14 protein-coding genes are annotated in these 14,615 nt (G+C 61.6%); 3 read left to right on the top strand and 11 right to left on the bottom strand.

What is annotated here, in order from left to right; all coding sequences use genetic code 11:
- Positions 1–201 precede the first annotated feature (201 nt).
- Positions 202–2,238 (bottom strand): OmpA family protein, encoded by a 2,037-nt coding sequence (locus ASE71_RS28630; RefSeq protein ID WP_060518073.1) that lies wholly within the window; start codon positions 2,236–2,238, stop codon positions 202–204.
- Between the two features lie 463 nt (positions 2,239–2,701).
- Here ASE71_RS28630 and ASE71_RS28625 point away from each other — a divergent pair, with 463 nt between their 5' ends.
- Positions 2,702–2,968 carry a hypothetical protein gene (locus tag ASE71_RS28625; protein WP_164475048.1) on the top strand — a complete coding sequence of 89 codons (267 nt, stop codon included), beginning with the start codon at positions 2,702–2,704 and terminating at the stop codon, positions 2,966–2,968.
- 43 nt (positions 2,969–3,011) lie between these two features.
- Here ASE71_RS28625 and ASE71_RS28620 read toward each other — a convergent pair whose 3' ends face one another.
- Together ASE71_RS28620 and ASE71_RS28615 are read right to left on the bottom strand one after the other, a co-directional pair.
- Positions 3,012–3,929, bottom strand: a complete 918-nt coding sequence (locus tag ASE71_RS28620; RefSeq protein ID WP_060518075.1) for a nucleotidyl transferase AbiEii/AbiGii toxin family protein — start codon at positions 3,927–3,929, stop codon at positions 3,012–3,014.
- Positions 3,919–4,764 (bottom strand): type IV toxin-antitoxin system AbiEi family antitoxin domain-containing protein, encoded by an 846-nt coding sequence (locus tag ASE71_RS28615; protein ID WP_060518102.1) that lies wholly within the window; start codon positions 4,762–4,764, stop codon positions 3,919–3,921. The genes ASE71_RS28620 and ASE71_RS28615 overlap by 11 nt, the downstream gene beginning before the upstream one ends.
- Positions 4,765–5,227: 463 nt before the next feature.
- On the opposite strand from ASE71_RS28615, the gene fdxA reads away from it, so the two are divergent.
- On the top strand, positions 5,228–5,566 hold the full coding sequence (gene fdxA / locus ASE71_RS28610) for a ferredoxin (RefSeq protein ID WP_060518077.1): 339 nt from the start codon (positions 5,228–5,230) through the stop codon (positions 5,564–5,566).
- A gap of 56 nt (positions 5,567–5,622) precedes the next feature.
- On the opposite strand, the gene ASE71_RS28605 is transcribed toward fdxA, so the two are convergent.
- From ASE71_RS28605 to ASE71_RS28570, 8 genes are all read right to left on the bottom strand, one after another.
- Positions 5,623–6,888, bottom strand: coding sequence for an amidohydrolase family protein (locus ASE71_RS28605; protein ID WP_113544740.1), 1,266 nt, complete (start codon positions 6,886–6,888; stop codon positions 5,623–5,625).
- Positions 6,889–7,016: 128 nt separating this feature from the next.
- On the bottom strand, positions 7,017–7,940 hold the full coding sequence (locus tag ASE71_RS28600) for a LysR family transcriptional regulator (RefSeq protein ID WP_034796085.1): 924 nt from the start codon (positions 7,938–7,940) through the stop codon (positions 7,017–7,019).
- Between the two features lie 43 nt (positions 7,941–7,983).
- Positions 7,984–8,757, bottom strand: a complete 774-nt coding sequence (locus tag ASE71_RS28595) for an enoyl-CoA hydratase-related protein (RefSeq protein WP_060518081.1) — start codon at positions 8,755–8,757, stop codon at positions 7,984–7,986.
- Entirely contained in the window at positions 8,754–9,911 is a 1,158-nt protein-coding gene (locus ASE71_RS28590) for a CaiB/BaiF CoA transferase family protein (protein WP_060518083.1), read from the bottom strand. Before ASE71_RS28590 ends, ASE71_RS28595 begins: the two co-directional genes overlap by 4 nt.
- Entirely contained in the window at positions 9,908–11,263 is a 1,356-nt protein-coding gene (locus tag ASE71_RS28585) for an FAD-dependent oxidoreductase (protein WP_034796075.1), read from the bottom strand. Before ASE71_RS28585 ends, ASE71_RS28590 begins: the two co-directional genes overlap by 4 nt.
- 113 nt (positions 11,264–11,376) lie before the next feature.
- Positions 11,377–12,213, bottom strand: a complete 837-nt coding sequence (locus ASE71_RS28580) for an ABC transporter permease (RefSeq protein WP_034796058.1) — start codon at positions 12,211–12,213, stop codon at positions 11,377–11,379.
- Positions 12,213–13,016: an ABC transporter ATP-binding protein gene (locus ASE71_RS28575; protein ID WP_034796056.1), complete on the bottom strand. Its 804-nt coding sequence runs from the start codon at positions 13,014–13,016 to the stop codon at positions 12,213–12,215. The genes ASE71_RS28580 and ASE71_RS28575 overlap by 1 nt, the downstream gene beginning before the upstream one ends.
- Positions 13,017–13,020: 4 nt before the next feature.
- Positions 13,021–14,055, bottom strand: coding sequence for an ABC transporter substrate-binding protein (locus tag ASE71_RS28570; protein WP_060518084.1), 1,035 nt, complete (start codon positions 14,053–14,055; stop codon positions 13,021–13,023).
- 220 nt (positions 14,056–14,275) lie between these two features.
- On the opposite strand from ASE71_RS28570, the gene ASE71_RS28565 reads away from it, so the two are divergent.
- A partial coding sequence (locus ASE71_RS28565) for an aldehyde dehydrogenase family protein (RefSeq protein WP_156411764.1) occupies positions 14,276–14,615 on the top strand: 340 nt, incomplete at its 3' end.

The raw sequence follows: 14,615 nt of genomic DNA, 5'->3' as shown, positions 1-14,615 counted from the left end.
GATCTTCCGTGCGCCGATTTTCAGGAAGCGCTCGCAATAGGATGGCAACGGCAGGTTTCAAGCCGCGATGCCATAAGCCTCGATCACGAGGACTGCGACGGTTTTCGCCGCTCTCGTCTAAGGGCGCCACGTCATCTGACCGAACAACACTGAGCTTCCCGGGCGCCGTCGCGAACGCATGGTGGCTGGACGTCGCGAGCGTTATCGCTGTGCGACTGGGCGTACCAGTGGCGTCACGCGTCGGATGGTCACGCGGCGGTTTTCTTCCGCCGGCTCGGGCGTACTGATCTTGAGGAAACGCTCGCCGTAGCCTTGCGTCACCAGGTTCTCCGCCGGGATGCCGTAGACTTCCGTCAGGAGGACCGCGACGGACTCGGCACGCTCGTCGGAGAGGACGAGGTTCGACCGGTCGGAACCGACAGCGTCCGTGTGCCCCTCGATGAAGAAGGTTTCACCGGGATCCTTGCCGAGCACCTTCTGCATGGCGTCGGCGACCGTTCGCAGCGTCTTTGCCTGTGACATCGACACTTCGGCGCTGCCGGTTTCGAAATGGATCGTGTCGAGATCGATGCGCCGGACCTTGTCACGGAGACGGGCGGAATTGCGGACTTCATCGATGGAATAGACACGCTCCACGCGCTCGACCGGCGGTTCGGACAGAAACGCGTAGTAATCTCGATCCGGCTCCTGCGAATAGTCGACGATGTAGTCATCGACCGGGATCGTCAGGCGCATCGGCGGCAGGTCATAACCGACGTCGACGATCGCCGGGCGCCTTTCGTCCTGATAGTCCGGCGCGTACATCAACACATATTCGTTGCCATCGCTGTCGACGCGCGAGCGCTGCAAGACGTCACCGTAACGGTCATAGACGGTGACGATCCTGTAGCCGCCCGGGCGCACGATCGTTTCACGCACGCGGCCGCGCGGAAGCTCGTCGTAGTACGCCTCCCGCGCGCCGTGGCGCAGGCGCGGACGATCGTCGCCACGCACGAAGATCTGGTCGCCGACGCCAAGGACGACACGATCGTCGAGCCTCTCGACGACGCGCACCTCGGTCACATCATTGTTCGTCGTGCTGTTGACAGTCCTGTTGTTGATGACGGTATTGTTGACGATGTTCGTCGTGTCCGGAACCGCGAATGCTGGCACCGCGTCAACGCGTCGACCTTCCTCCTTCATCCCGGCCTCGATCCTCTGCGCGGCCGTCTGCCGCACGTCGGCCGGGATTTCAGCCTGGGCCGCGGCGTCATCCGTCGGTGGCGCTATGTTCCCCTGGACGCGCAATTCTTCGCGCTGCTTGCGCCGAGCCTCGCGCCCCTGGTTGCCGCCGGACTTGTCGGCGTCCTTGTCACTGTCGAGCACGGCCGCGCCGTTATCGACCGGAAGCACAATGGTTTCGTCGGTCGCTGCCGGATCCTGGGCGATCTTTCGCTTGTCTGCCTTCGTGCGCTTGTCGACGACAACAGGTGCAGGCTTGGCCTGAGGCTCCTCACTCTGGCGCTGTTCGGCCGTCACGGGCTGTTCAGACCCTGCAACGGGCTGCGGCTCACTCTCACCGGTCTGTGGCGCCGGCTTTTGCTCTTCCGGCTGCTGACGTTCAGCTTGCTGCTTGCGCTTCTTGGGCACCGGTACCTGCGCTTCCCCAGCGTTCTGCGGAGTGCTCTCATCTATAGCGGGTTGCTGTCCTTCTGCCTGCTCTTTGCGCTTCTTGCGTTCAGGTGCTTGTTGTTCCTCAGCCTGCCGCGGAGCGCCTTCCTCTATGGCGGGTTGCTGTTCTTCTGCCTGCTGCTTGCGCTTCTTGCGCTGAGGCGCCTGTTGCTCTTCAGCCTGCCGCGGAGCCCCTTCCTCTATGGCGGGTTGCTGTTCTTCTGCCTGCTGCTTGCGCTTCTTGCGTTCGGGCGCCTGTTGTTCTTCAGCCTTCCGTGGCGCGCTTTCCTCGGTACCGGGCTGCTGTTCTTCAGCCTGTTGCTTGCGCTTCTTGCGAGACGGCTCTTCTGCCTGGCGCTGCGGCTCCTCGGCCTGCGGTTGCTGCTGTTCTAACTGCCCTTCCCCCGCGTCCTGCTGCTTCTTGCGCTTCTTGAGCAGCAGCAAATCCTCGGGCGACTGCTGGTCGACGCCTTCCTGAGCGACCTGGAACGGCACCCTCAGGCTCTCGGCCAGCGCCGGCTGTATCACGAATGATGCGGCGAAGACTGGAAGGGCCACCGTTGCGAAAAGTTTGGAAGGCATCGACATGATTTTCACTCCTGTTACTGGGAGACCCAGCGCCCGTTGGCGCTGTACGAACGGCGCGCCTTACGACGCGGCACAAGCGGGGCCATCACCCGAGCCTCCGACTTTTGTGGCCGTCAAAGGCTAGTCCCAACGCAGCAGCGAGCGAACGGTTCCGCCCAGCAGACCCTATTGCGAAACTGCCAACTGCAGGGTCGGGCGGCCGGTCCCGGGAAACGGAAAGGCAAAAATGGGGAGTATTGGCCAGGTGTACGAGCAGCCGTGATCACAAAGATGGCTGTCGGTCGTGGCGATCCACTTGAGCGGCCGCCAGCCGCGACGCAAGCCGATCCGGATTGCCATTCAGTAGAGGCGCGAGGCGGCATTGGGCATGCTGGGGTTCGATAGCCCCATCGGCGGAGCAGACGTCCGTCCTGTTGATCCTGGATGAAGTGGTGTCGGCAAAAAACTCTCTCCGCCGCCACCATTGCTCGCGGAGCTCTCCGGCACGCCGGAAGGCCGCCAGGTGCTGGAAGAGTCCAAGGCCCTGGCCCGCGCTCTTGAGCGACGTCTTGGCAGTTCGGATCCGCGAAGTTTCAAGAAGGAGCTCGATCGTCTGGGGTTGAAAGATCCGGCCGTAGTCGACCGCATCAAGGACGTCGCCAGCCTTGTCAATAGGACACACCGGGCGGAGTTGAGCCGGGCCTATGAACTCACGTGCGGGCTGAAGAAGGGACTGGGCTTGGGCATGTGAGGCATGTCGGCGATGTGAGATACCCAGAACCGCTGAGCCAGATTTAAGAAAGAATGCCCTGTATTTCACGGCGCTGTTCGAGGTGTTTCGCGGGGTTCTGTTCCTTCAGCTTTACGAGGTTGAGGACCTTCCAGCGGACAGCCGGAAGCTCCGCTGCCTGTGGAAGGCCGATCGCGTCGAAATCGGGCTCGCCGTCATGGAGCGTTAGAAGGAACCGCATGGCCTTTTCATCCAGCCTTGCGAGAATATCGCCGGTCAATCGGTTCCTCACCCCTTCCAACTCGTTAAGGCTGACTGCTTCCGATGTCATGCCCTCGAACTCTTTTACGAAAGCCTCGTCGAGCTTCACGAGCGAGGGACGCACCAATTCGTGCGGCGGTCGGCCGGAGCTTGCGACATAAACGAGGAACGTGTGAAACAACGCATCTGTCAGACCTTCGTTCTCGTACAGCAGCTTCACGTCGAACAAGTCACGTGGATGCTGGCGGTCGACAGCTGCATGCAGCTTGCCGCCGAAAAGGTCCTCGAACGAAACGACCTGCATTTCCGCAAAGCCGAATTCGTCTTCGACCGCTTCGCTCACGCGTCGTAGTTCAGGCGGGTGGACCGTCCCTCTGGCGACCGGCGAGGTCTCGATCTTGATTTCGGCGCCTCCTTGCCGCACGAGGACGCGCGTGTCGTTGTTGCCTCCGCCGGCTATCCTCTGCACCGTGACACCCCGGAGGTTTCGCAGTAGGTCGTCGCGGATTTGCTCGAGTGTGGTGTCGATACCTTTCAGCGTCGTCTCGCGATCCTCGATCGGGAGATAGGTCAGATCAATATCGACTGATAGTCGCGGCATGTCGCGGTAGAAGAGGTTGATCGCCGTGCCACCTTTAAGGGCGAAGGTTTCCTGACGTGCAATGAAAGGAAGGGTCCTCACCAGGAGTTCCACTTGCCGCATATATTGCTCACGCGCCACGGGGCGTCTCCTTTGGCATCAGCTCGTCTGGAATGGTGATTCGGTAATCCGGGTGAAGCCGACCACCTGGGGTGAGTGCTCGGTCGCCCGTGCCGAGATCGATCGCCGACATGTCGATGTGCCTGCGCCAGGCGTGCCCGTGCTTGTCTGCATAAACGAAGAAGAGGCGCTTGGTCTTTACACTTCGGCACTCCGCCAGAAGTCTTGTCAGCAGCTTCGGGCGCAGATTGGCCAGGCTCTCGAACGCCATGTCGACGGTGTGGAAGCTTTCGCTCTTTGGCAGCTCATCGAGCATTTCGATGATCGCGCGTTCAGGAGACGACATCGGGATCGGCCAGCGCCACGGGCTCAGGGCGAGCTCGCCGTCGGCATCGTCCGATAGATTGAAATCAGAATGTTCAACGCCGAGGGCCGCGTCTCCAAACAAATTGGCGCTTCTGGTCAGGATCCGCGCATCGGTATGCAGTTTCGACAGCCACAACGGAATGTCGGAGCCGTAGAGGCAAAGAACGAACTCGCCGCTGAGCGAGAGATAGTGACTGTGGCCCCGCAGGGAGAGAGCACTTGCCCCGCCAACGTGGAATTTGTGCCGCATCAGCCATACGGCCGAAAGCAAAGGGATCTTCCATCCCGTAACGGCATCCGGGTTCGTGCCTGGCGAAAATGGACGTCGATAGAGGCCCGTCAATGCTGGTTCCAACCAACCGCGTTTGACGTAGCCCGAAACCGATTGTCGCGAGATGGCGTGACGAGCCATCCACGCAGTGTCCACCAGGAATCCAGGTGGGACGGCTTGGAGAAGCTGCTTTAGCTTTGTCTCGCTTTGTCCACTCATGTTTGACATCGTAGCGCGTCTGTAAAGTTATCGCCACTCCTACTTTAATGAAAGCTGCAAATGTCAATTGAAAATTGACAAAAATCGGCAAATCCAAAGTAGGTCGTCCGTTTTTTCTCTCGGTTTTGATAGCCGCAATCAACGCGCCCGGGAATCGTTGGCCTACTGTCTTCTCGTCCCGTTGCCACCACGAGATCGGATCGCGATAACTGCCGCAGCGATCACCGACGCCTCTCAACCGAGCTCGCATTCGGGATTGCCGGCTCTCTCTACGTTCGGGCGATCACGCGCGTTCCACGGCTCGCGCTTGTGCAGCACTTCGCCATGGCGACAGGCCCAAGCACGAAAGAACGGGCCCCGGACGTTGCCTTTTTGGCAATCGACCTTGCGAATATCTGTGCTTCTTCGGCAAGGGAAACTCTGAATAATTGGCCGTGCAAACAACTCTTCAGAGATCCGCAAGATGGCCTATGTCATTACCGAACCCTGCATCGACGTGAAGGATGGCGACTGCACCGCCGCCTGCCCTGTGGACTGCATTTACGAGGGTGGCCGCACCTTCTACATCCACCCCGACGAATGCATAAATTGCGGGCTCTGTCTTTCGATCTGCCCCGTCGATGCCATTGTCTGGGATCAGGAGATACCAAACAACCAGCGCCATTTCATCGCTGTGAACAAGGAGTTCTTCGGGTCCGATGTCACGGGGATGGGGTCGCGCGGCGGCTGGAGCAAGGAGTGCTCCACGACGCGCGACCATCCTTTCGTTGCCGCCTTCGAGAAGGCAGCCGCGATCGCTTAGCAAGTCCGCCCCCTATAGGAGACCAGCGGGTGACGCCTACCGCCTTGTCGCCGCGCTCACCAGCTGGCGTAATAGGCCCTTGTTGCCGCGGCCAGTTTGGTCACGCGTCCGCGCTCGGCGGTCAGCCGCGGAAGGTCGGCGCGCGCCTGCTGCAGGAGTTCGGCCCGGGCAGCCTCGAAATCGACCCGGGTCAACCGTCCATCGCACAGGATCTCCTGTCCGCCGACATAGAGCGCCTTTGCATGCGCGGCGGTCATCCGGGTAAGCAGCACCTCCGCTTCATCCAGGTCGTCCATCAGGCTGTCGGCAATCAGCGCAGCATAGTCCACGAGCACCAGGTCTTCGTTCGCCGGGGCGTTCACCACCTTGGCGCCGACATGGATCGCGGCATCGAAGACACGTCCCGCCGTAAGGGTTCGCGTCAGGTCGCGGCCGCCATGCAGCAGATGGGCAAGGCGCAATTCGCGCCAGAGATCCTGGTCATCGTCAAAGCCCGTTCCGTCGAGGCCGAACGCGAAAGCGGGGCCGCTTGGCGGAATGGTGGCGACCGGCGCCACGCCTGAGCGCAGGCGCAAATTCGCCGACGGGTTCGAAACGAGCTGCACGCCACGCGCAGCCAGCAGCTCCAACTCGTCCGGTCGCAGCTGGACGCCGTGGGCGACGGCGAGGCGGGGCGACAGGAAGCCGATCTCGTCGAGGTATCGGACAACCCCTTGCGGAAAGCGCCGATCCAGCCATTGCCTCTGCCTCGGGCTTTCAAGGAGATGCATGTGAATGCGCCGGCCGGTTGCGTGAGAGGCCTCGGCGATCGCTTCGAGCAGTGCATTGGAACACCATTGCGGCCCGATCGGACCATACTGCACATCGATCAACGGACTTGTGTTGGCCGCAGCGACCGCGTCGGCTGCCGAGATCTGCACCGATGGCGACGCATAGCTCGGGATCGAGCCGCTGAGATCGTCCCAGTCTGCCGGATCAAGATATGGCCGCAATCGCTGAGGCCCGCCGTCATAGGCCCACGGATCGTTGTCGAGAAGCGGGCAGGAAAGCGCAAGCCTAATGCCTGCGTCGCACGCCGCGCGCATGACCGCGCCTGCCTCGTCGACGAGACGGTCGATGTTCAAAGAATTATGGCAATGCATGGTCGCGCCGACGCCCGTTTGCGCCAACCTTGAGAAGGCCACCAGCGCTTTCAGATAGGGCTCGGTTCGCGGTCGAAGCCGAAGTCCCGGGATCCACACTTCCAGGGCATCGTCCGCGTTGCCAAAATCGAGCGTGCGGATGCCATAACCATGGTCATGGGCGTTGACGGGCGGCGGCATAAGCAGAGCACCGGCCGGGATCGTCGTCCATGAGGCGCCCTCAGGCAAATGATCCAACAGATTTTGCGTGCGCCCTGCGGCCTCGTGGCCCGGTCGCAAGAGAAGTCGCCCGGGAACGGATGCTGTATTCACGGATGGATCGCCTCCATGATCTGGTCGCTGAACCTCTGCAGTTCCGCGCCGACAAATTCGATGACGGCTTCCGCCGCATGCGTGCGCTGCCGGCGTCGCTGCACCAGAATCCCGACATGCAGGTTCTGAAGGCGCGAGCCGGAAAGCGGTATGGCGACGAGATCGCCCGATCTGATCTCGGCGAGGAAACCGATCGGCGTGAAGAAAGCCACGCCCTGACCGGACAGGATGAAAGGTTTGAGCATCATCTGGCTGTTCGAGAGAACAAAAGGCCGCCCGGTCCGCTCGAAGACCGAGAGTTCGATTTCGATGAGCGAGCGGATCGGTTGCGTGTCGAGTTGCAGGAGAAGGTCGTACTGGGCGCATTCGGCAAGCGAAACCTGCCGCTGTTTGGCCAGCGGATGTTCCCGTCCGACGAAGGCCATCAGCGGCATCGGCACGCGAAAGAGCATCTCGGTATCGTCAGGCCGGGCCAGATCGAAGGTCAGGCCCATATCGACATCGCCCTCGGCGACCAGGCTGCTGATATTGCCGTGGCCGGCGGTGTGGATGTGAAAGCTCACGCCGGGATGGATACTGTGGAACGCGTTGACCATGTCCGGCAGGAATTGGATCGCCAGGCTATCGAGGCAGGACATCTGCACCCGACCGGTCTTTTTCCCCTGCAGGGCGCCGAGGTCGCTGCGCAGCAGTTCGAAATTTTCCAGCGTCACCCGGGCGTGGCGCAGCACGTTTTCCCCGGCAACAGTCAGCCTCAGACCATTCGAGAGCCGCTCGAAGAGCGCGATCCCAAGCTCGTCCTCCAGTTTCTTGATCTGCCGGCTGACCGCCGAGGATGCGACATGAAGCTCCTCGGAGGCCTTGCGAATGGACCCGGACCGAGCGACCGAGACGAAGTATTTCAGGATGCTGGCGTGCATTCGATTGGACCCCTCCTCCCCTGGGCCCCGACCTATAACACGCTCACCGTCCCCTCCAAACGGGCGCGCGCTTCTCCTGAAAAGCGCGCACACCTTCCAGCGCATCCTCGCTGTTCAGCGCCTTCACAAGCGCGGGCGTGCGTAATCCCTGGGCTTCCGCCGGAGACAGGTGTCCGGTGCGATTGACCGTCTGCTTGATGGCGCGCAGCGAAAGCGGCGCACAGGCGACGATTTCCTTCACCCAGCGGGAGACGGCCGCGTCGAGCTCGTCCGGTTCGGCAAGTTCGTTGACGATACCAAAGGCGTGCATCTCGGCGGCCGAGAACCGCCGACCGGTCAACAGCACACCCATGGCAAGGTTGTGCGGGATCCTGCGCTGAAGAAGCACCATGCCGCCATCGAGCGGCAGGCGCCCGACGCGAGCCTCGGGCAGGCCGAAGGCCGCCTCCGTCGAAGCTATGACAATATCGCAGCCTAGAACCATCTCGAATCCACCACCGAGCGCATAGCCATTGACCCTCGCGATGAGAGGAACATCCAGAGAGCGGCGAAAGGCCAGTCCTCCAAAGCCGTTCGGCCGGCTTTCGGTCCAGTAATCAAGGCCGGTCTTTTCAGCCCCCTTCAGATCCGCCCCGGCGCAGAACGCCCGTTCGCCGGCGCCCGTCAAGACGACGCAGCTGATATCGTCGCGTGCTTCGATCTCCTCCCAGATCGCATCCAGTTCGCGCTCGGTCGCGGCATCCACCGCGTTCATCCGCTCGGGACGGTTGAGAGTGACGCTTGCGACGCGATCCTCTACCACGAAAGTGACGCTCATGCCGCATCTCCCTGACGAACCGAAAGCCCCGAAAGGATCTCGTCATTGTGCTCGCCGAGCGTCGGCGGCGCGATGCGAACCGTCACGGTCGCCGCCGACATGTCGATCGGCGAACCAACAAGCCGGATCGGACCGGCCTTCGTCTCTCCCGCGTCCAGGATCATGCCGTTGATCGTCGTCTGTTCGTCGTTAAGGGCTTCGGGAAGCGAGCGTACCGGTGCGCAGAGAATGTCCACCTGTTCCAAGCGGCCGAGCCAATGGGCGCTGCTGTTTTTTGCGAACGCCTCGCGGAAGATTTGCTGCAAATCCGGACGGCGCTGCATCTGCGCGTCGAAATCGACAAATTGCGGCTGGAGGGACAGGTCCTCGATCTCAAGGGCATTGCAGATGTCGCGCAGCGGATTCTGCTTGAAGGCACCGACCATGACGATGGCGCCGTCGGTCGTCTCGAACACGCCCGTCAGCGGGAAGGCGCCCCAGTTCAGGTCCTTTTCCCGCATCATGTGCGTGGTGCCTTCCTGCATCTGCATGGCGAGCATCGAACTGTAGAGGCTGACCGCCACTTGCTGGCCGTGCCCGGTCTTTTCGCGATGCAGCAAGGCAAGTAGAATGCCCTGCACCAGGTGCATGCCGGCCGAGTAGTCGGCAAGCGGCGTCGCGTAGATCGACAGCGGATGGCTCGCGTCGGACTTGCGCCGCATGACGCCCGAAAGCGCCTGCGCCAAGATGTCCTGCCCGCCCTTGTGCCGGTAGGGGCCTTCAAGGCCGAAGCCCGTGCCGACGGCGTAGATCAGCCGTGGGTTTGTCCGCTTCAGCTCTTCATAGCCGAAACCCATGCGCTCCATGACGTCAGGACGGAAATTGTTGACGACCACGTCGGCAGTGTCGATCAGCGCGCGGACGGCTGCCCGCGCCTCGTCCTGCTTGAGGTCGAGTGCAAGGCTCTTCTTGTTGCGGTTGAGCGAGGAGAAAACCGGATTGTTGAGGCCATCCGGGTCGGAGCCCAGCGACCAGCGCGAGAGGTCGCCGATCTTGGCCTTTTCGACCTTGATGACCTCGGCGCCGTAATCGGCCAGCATCTGCGTGCAGCACGGGCCAAGCATGACCTGGGTAAAGTCGACGACGCGGATACCGTCGAGGGGAAGAGACGTCATTCTGCGGCCTCCAGATAGGTTGCATTTTCGGATGGTACGTCGCCGGGATCGGCGCCCTGCGCCCGCAGCTGCTTCTGGATCGCCTTGACATCGGCGTCTCGCACCTTGACGCCGGCATTGAGCGCGACGGTGGCGGCAACACCGGCCGCCTCGCCCATCGCCATGCAGGGCGGGATCTCGCGGCTCGATTTTTGCGCCTGAATGGTCGCGGAATAATGCCGGCCTGCGACGATCAACTGATCGACCTCCTTGGGAAGCATGGCCCTATAGGGCGTGTAGTAGTCGCGGCCACGGCACACTGTGTCGGTGAAGTGCTGGCGGTTCATCACGTCGTCCTTGGTGACGACATATTCGCCCTGGAGCAGTCGCGACTGGCGCACGCCCGTCTGCGGCGCAAAGTCGATCACATGGGCATTTTCGAAGCCCGGCAGGTTGGCGCGGGCGAAGTCGAGCAGGCGGGCAATGCGGCCACGGCCCTCGAGTTCCGCATAGGTTAAGTCTTCGACACGGAGGCCAGAGAGCTTCGGCATGTGCGGGCAGTTGAGCCAGATGACGCCCGGCAGCGGGGTCTTCAGCCACCAGAACGACCAGCAACCGCCAATCAGACGCTTGGCCTCGTGGTCGATTGCCTTGAACTTTTCGGGTTCCTCGAATTCGAAGCGCTCGGCGGCTTCAGTGTCGATGCCCCCCCAGCGGGAAACCGTCGTCAGGATGAAATTGCCGTCCGTATGCTGGGCGCCGGCATCGGCCGCGACGTCGAGGTCGCCCGAGGCGTCGATGACGACGTCGCCCATGATGGCCTCGCGGCCGGATTTCGTCTGGCAAACCACACCCTTGATCGTGCCGTTCTCGACGATCGCCGAGGAGAACCAGCTATGGGTCCTAAGCTTCACGCCGGATTCGCGCAGGATGTCATAGGAGACGCGCTTGAAGGCGTCCGGATCGAAGGCGGCCGCATAGCAGATCGGGTGCGGCGCAGACGGCGTGTGGAAGTCGAACAAGCCCCAGCGCGCCCATCTTTGCCAGGCCTCCGGCGTATCGCGAATATCGAGCTGGCGGTCGCCATCCGTCGGCGTGACGCAAAGGCCGAGCGTCTTCATCCGTTCGATCATTTCCATGCAGATGCCACGCACGGTGATTTCGACGCCGTTGACCATGTCGTCGAGCACCAGAACCATACCGCCTGCGGCAAGGCCACCGACATAGGGATAGCGTTCGATAAGCGTGACGCTGGCTCCGGTGCGTGCCGCCGAAACCGCGGCGGAGATCCCAGCCGGTCCACCGCCGACGACGACGACGTCCGAGCGGTCGACGATCCGGGCATTGCGCAGGGGTTCTCTGATTGTTTCCATAGTTGTTTCCTCCATAGGGGAAGCGTCCGGCGAAATGTGAGGAGCTCACAGCCAGTGACTTCGTCGATTGACCGGACCCGGTTATCCAGGTCCGGTAGCAAAGAGTTTGGGGGTCAGTGGTCCGTCGTCGGTTTCCAGCGGACGATCTTCGATTCCGCGTAGGAGACGGCAAAGAAGAGGACCACGGCAAGCGAGGCCGCAATCACCACCGTCGCGTAAAGCAGCGGCGAGCGGAAATTGTAGGTCGCCTCGATGATCAGCGCACCGAGACCGTAGCTGGAGCCGATCCATTCGGCGACGATCGCGCCCATCACGCTGCTGGTTGCCGCAATCTTCAGCGCGGCGAACAGAAAGGGCAGCGAGCCCGGCAGGCGAACCTTCCAGAAGATTTCGGAATTGCTGGCAGACAGGATGCGCATCAGGTCGAGCATTGCGGGGCTCGCCGACTTCAGTCCCTGCACCATGTTGACCAGCGTCGGGAAGAAGCAGATCAGGCCGGCGATGATGATCTTCGGCGCGATGCCGTTGCCGACAAGCAGCACCAGGATCGGGGCAAGCGCGATGATCGGGATCGACTTGATGATGACGGCGATCGGATAGAAGGCGCGTTCCGCGAGCGGGCTATAGACGAACCAGACCGCCAGAAGGACGGCGATGACATTGCCGAAGATGAAACCGAGAACGGCCTCCATGAGCGTCGGCCAGAAGTTCGTCCAGAGCACGCCGGCGTTTTCGCCGAAGGCCTTGATGACGTCGACCGGTCCGGGCGCCATGAAGGTCGGCACCGAAAAACCCCAGACGACGAGTTGCCACAAAAGGATGCAGCCAAGGATCGCGAGTGTCGCCGGAAGATGTCGCAGGATCGCAGCGGCAAGACCATCGAGTATCCGGAACCGGTTGCCGTCGGTCAAAGCGCGGCCTTCCGCCTGTGAAGGAAGGGCATTCGCCATCAGCATTCTCCCAAAAGTTTGCGCAGGTGGGCGGTCACCTGGATGAACTCGACCGTGTCGCGCATCGCGAGAGTTCGCGGATAGGGCAAGTCGACTTTCATGAACTCTTTGACGCGGCCGGGATGGGCGGCGAGCATCAGCACATGTTGACCGAGGAAGACGGCCTCGGGGATCGAATGGGTGACGAAGAGGATCGTCGTGCCGGTTTCCTGCCAGAGGCGCAGCAGTTCTTCGTTCAGCTTGTCGCGCGTGATCTCGTCGAGCGCGCCGAAAGGCTCGTCCATCAAGAGAATACGCGGGCGGGTCACCAGTGCCCGGGCGATCGCCACGCGCTGGCGCTGGCCGCCCGACAATTCGTGCGGCATCGCCTTCTCGCGCCCCTTCAAGCCCACGAGGGCGAGAAGCTCTTCCGGATCGGCATAGGTCGCGCCCGGTTCGCGTTTCCCCACCAGCAGCGGGAGACGCACATTGTCGATCACATTGCGCCACGGCAGCAGCGTCGCTTCCTGGAAGACGAAGGCGAAATCGCGTCCCTCGCGCGCCTTGCGCGGTGTCTGGCCATGGACGGACACCGAACCGTCGGTGATGTGCACGAGATCGGCCACCGTACGCAGCAAAGTCGACTTGCCGCAGCCGGATGGGCCGAGCATGGTCACGAGCGAGCCGGCCGGTATCTCGACCGAGACATCGGAGAGTGCGGTGAAGCCTGAATCATCCGCGCCAAAGCGAATGTGAAGGTTTTTCACCGACACCGCGGCGTTGCCGAGCGAAGCCTGGCCGGGTCTGATAAGCGTTTCCAACATCGCCTTATCCTACGCTCTTGCGGACATCGGCTGTCGCATCCAGGATTGCCATTGTGTAGACGTCGTCGACGTTGGGAACCGGACCTGTGAACTGGCCGAGGTCCGCATAGGTCTTGATTTGCTCCGCCCAGTTTGCCTGGTCCATGCCTCCCCAACCCTCGCTCGCGGTGGTTTCGTTGAACACGAACTTCATCAGCGGTCCGATGGCCTCCAGCTCGCTCGCCTTGTCGAGGTTGGGGTAGGATTCAAGCAGGATGTCGACGGCCTCTTCCTGATGGTCGCGGGCATAACCCCACCCGCGCGCCGAACTGGATACGAAGGCTGCGAGCTGGTCCGCGTGATTTTGCAACTGGTCGTCGGTGGTATAGTAGACGTTGGCATAAAGCCGGATACCGCCATCCCAGAGCGTCAGATCGACCCGGTCATCCCCAAGCACTTTCAGGGCGTTGACGTTCGTCAGCCAGCCACAGACCGCATCGGCCTGGCCGGTCACGAGCTGGTTCATGTCCGAGCCCATGTTGACGATCTTGACCTGGTCTTCCGATATGCCGTTCTTGGCGAGAAGCGCGCGCAGAAGAATGACCGAGGTCGGGATCGCGGCGATCGTCTTGCCAATCATGTCCTGAGGCTTGGCGATCGGATTTGCCTTGCGAGAGAAATAGGCGAAGGGATGTTTTTGGTAGCCGGCGGCAAATGCCTTGATCGGTGCGCCGGCCGAACGAGCCAGCATGACTGACGGGCTGGAGGAAATCTGACCGATGGTCGACTGGCCAACGGCAACACCCGCAACACCATCGACATTCGGTCCGCCGGGCACGATTTCGAGCTCTATGCTCTTCTCGGCGTAGTAACCCTTCTTGCGGGCCACGAGCTCTCCGAGAAGCCCGTTCGATGGCAGCCAACCGAGCTGCATGCGTATCGTCGCGGAATCGGCCGCAAGGCCTGGTGAAACATTGATGAGGCTATGGGTTGCGGCAATCGCGCCCATTGCGGCCGCATTCGAAAGGAAACCTCGGCGGTTCATCATAAAACGAGACATATCGTTCCCCTTGCTTGTTATGGGAGCGATGATGATGGAATTTGGCATCTCATAAAGCACAATTTTTAGCGGTTGGTATTGCCGATACGGCAACGCTCGGGTCGGAATTTAGGTTTGCCGTTTTGGCAATGGCGGGGTCGAAAGATTGTTCTTTCTGCCGGATCCATCGCATCCGATAAGCAGAGACATGATCAAAGTGTGAGCGCCGCGGAGGATAGATATGGTGCAGAAAAACCTGATCGATGGGGAATGGATCGCCGGTAGCGAAGCGTTCCGCAACATCAACCCGTCCGATACCAACGACGTGGTCGGCGAATACGCCCGCGCGTCAGCCGAGGATGCGCGTTTGGCGATCGCGGCTGCCAAGGCGGCGTTTCCGGCCTGGTCGCGCTCGGGTATTCTCGAGCGCCACGCGATCCTGAGGAAGACCGCCGACGAGATCCTTGCGCGCAAGGACGAACTCGGAAAGCTCTTGTCGCGTGAGGAAGGCAAGACACTGGCCGAAGGCATCGGCGAGACGGTGCGCGCCGGCCAGATCTTCGACTTCTTCGCCGGCGAGT

Origin of the sequence: Ensifer sp. Root954 (genome assembly GCF_001429005.1) — a bacterium.
Lineage (GTDB): Bacteria > Pseudomonadota > Alphaproteobacteria > Rhizobiales > Rhizobiaceae > Ensifer > Ensifer adhaerens.
Note: the sequence above shows the minus strand (reverse complement) of the source record. Positions and strands in the feature narration are given on the sequence as shown.